Annotated in this window: 1 protein-coding gene; it reads left to right on the top strand. The window is 34.4% G+C overall.

Annotated elements, in window-relative coordinates:
• Window positions 1–402: 402 nt before the first annotated feature.
• Complete coding sequence (gene wecB / locus EGI26_RS07140; RefSeq protein ID WP_255077341.1) at window positions 403–1,497, top strand: non-hydrolyzing UDP-N-acetylglucosamine 2-epimerase; 1,095 nt, start codon at window positions 403–405, stop codon at window positions 1,495–1,497.
• Window positions 1,498–2,604: the final 1,107 nt, after the last annotated feature.

Here is a 2,604-nt window from a genome sequence, read left to right as displayed (position 1 = left end):
ATTAAGATATTCTCAGTCCTAAATGACCTTAATTTCTTAATTATCTTCATTAACATTAAGTACATTTAGATATTAAGAGCATTAAGATATTCTCAGCCCCTTAATGGCCTTAATCCCTTAATTCTCTTAATGTTTAGATTTCGAAGCCCTCTTTTTTTAACATTAAGTCATTTAGATATTAAGAGCATTAAGATATTCTCAGTCCTAAATGGCCTTAATCCCTTAATTCTCTTAATGTTTAGATTTCGAAGCCCTCTTTTTTTAACATTAAGTACATTTAGATATTAAGAGCATTAAGATATTCTCCGCCCTTTAATTCCTTACAGACCTTTAATGTTTTACCTTTTCGGAGAAACCAATTTCAATTATATTCTATTAATTTTGAATCTTTAATAGCACCAAATGTCAAAACTCATAGATATCATAGCAGGAGCACGTCCCAACTTCATGAAGATTGCCCCTATTATCAATGCCTTCAAGACCCATAATTTCGAACAGAAAGGCATCAAATTTCGTCTAATACACACAGGGCAGCACTACGACAAAAACATGAGCGAGACCTTCTTTGATGAGCTAGGTATACCACATCCAGACATCAACCTGCAGGTAGGCTCTGGTACACAAGCCGAACAAACGGCCAAAATAATGGTGGCCTACGAACAAATATTGCTTGAAAAACCTTCCAATCTTTGTATTGTGGTAGGAGACGTGACCTCCACCATGGCCTGTTCTATAGCAGCCAGAAAACTCAATATTCGTGTAGCACATATAGAAGGAGGCATTCGCTCCTACGACGAAACCATGCCCGAGGAAATCAACAGAAAAGTAACAGATGCCATCACCAATTACTTTTTCACCACCTCTGAAGTAGCCAACCAAAACTTAAGAGGAGAAGGCATAAAAGAGGAAAAGATTTTTTTTGTGGGCAATACCATGATTGATACCCTGCTCAAAAATATTCCCCGACTCAAACAACCCAACATTTGGAAAGAGAATGAATTGAAAGAGAAAGAATACATTGTCATGACCTTGCACCGCCCCGCCAATGTAGACAATCCCGAAAACCTCAGGAACCTTGTGAAGATAGTCAGCGAGACTGTGGCACCCAACAAAATAATCTTCCCAATACATCCTCGTACACGCAAGGTGTATCAAAGCCTCGATTTGCAGCCAGAAAACATCATCCTCTCCGAGCCCATGGGTTATTTGGAGTTTAATTATTTGGTAAAAAATGCAAGAGTGGTTATTACCGATTCTGGTGGTATCACAGAAGAGACCACGGTTATGAAAGTTCCTTGTCTCACACTCAGAGACTCCACAGAGAGGCCCGAGACTTGTACGATAGGCACAAACAAACTCATAGGCATCGACCCCAGTAAACTGATAGAGCCTCTAAAAGATATTTTTGCGGGCAACTGGAAAAAGGGCGAAATCCCCGAGCTTTGGGATGGAAAAACGGCGGATAGAATTGCGGAGATACTCGAGAGAATTGTGTGATTTTTTAACATTAATATATTCTCAGTCCCTAAATGGTCTTAATTTTTAGCCTTTGAAGCTCCTCTTTTTTTAACATTAAGGACATTAAGATATTAAGAGCATTAAGATATTCTCAGTCCTAAATGGCCTTAATTCCTTAATTTTCTTCATGTTTAAGCTTTGAAGCCCCTCTTTTTTTAACATTAAGTTCATTAAGATATTAAGAGCATTAAGATATTCTCAGTCCTAAATGACCTTAATCCCTTAATTTTCTTCATGTTTAAGCTTTGAAACCCCTCTTTTTTTAACATTAAGATATTAAGATATTCTCAGTCCTAAATGACCTTAATTCCTTAATTTTCTTCATGTTTAAGCTTTGAAGCCCCTCTTTTTTTAACATTAAGTTCATTAAGATATTAAGAGCATTAAGATATTCTCAGTCCTAAATGACCTTAATTTCTTAATTATCTTCATGTTTAGATTTCGAAGCCCTCTTTTTTTAACATTAAGATATTAAGATATTCTCAGTCCTAAATGACCTTAATTCCTTAATTTTCTTCATGTTTAAGCTTTGAAGCCCCTCTTTTTTTAACATTAAGTTCATTAAGATATTAAGAGCATTAAGATATTCTCAGTCCTAAATGACCTTAATCCCTTAATTTTCTTCATGTTTAAGCTTTGAAACCCCTCTTTTTTTAACATTAAGATATTAAGATATTCTCAGTCCTAAATGACCTTAATTCCTTAATTTTCTTCATGTTTAAGCTTTGAAGCCCCTCTTTTTTTAACATTAAGTTCATTAAGATATTAAGAGCATTAAGATATTCTCAGTCCTAAATGACCTTAATTTCTTAATTATCTTCATGTTTAGATTTCGAAGCCCTCTTTTTTTAACATTAAGATATTAAGATATTCTCAGTCCTAAATGACCTTAATTTCTTAATTATCTTCATGTTTAGATTTCGAAGCCCTCTTTTTTTAACATTAAGTACATTTAGATATTAAGAGCATTAAGATATTCTCAGTCCTAAATGACCTTAATTTCTTAATTTTCTTCATGTTTAAGCTTTGAAACCCCTCTTTTTTTAACATTAAGATATTAAGATATTCTCAGTCCTAAATGACCTT

Origin of the sequence: Lacihabitans sp. CCS-44, from assembly GCF_024343735.1 — a bacterium.
Classification (GTDB): domain Bacteria; phylum Bacteroidota; class Bacteroidia; order Cytophagales; family Spirosomataceae; genus Leadbetterella.
This window is presented reverse-complemented; position numbering and strand designations above follow the sequence as displayed.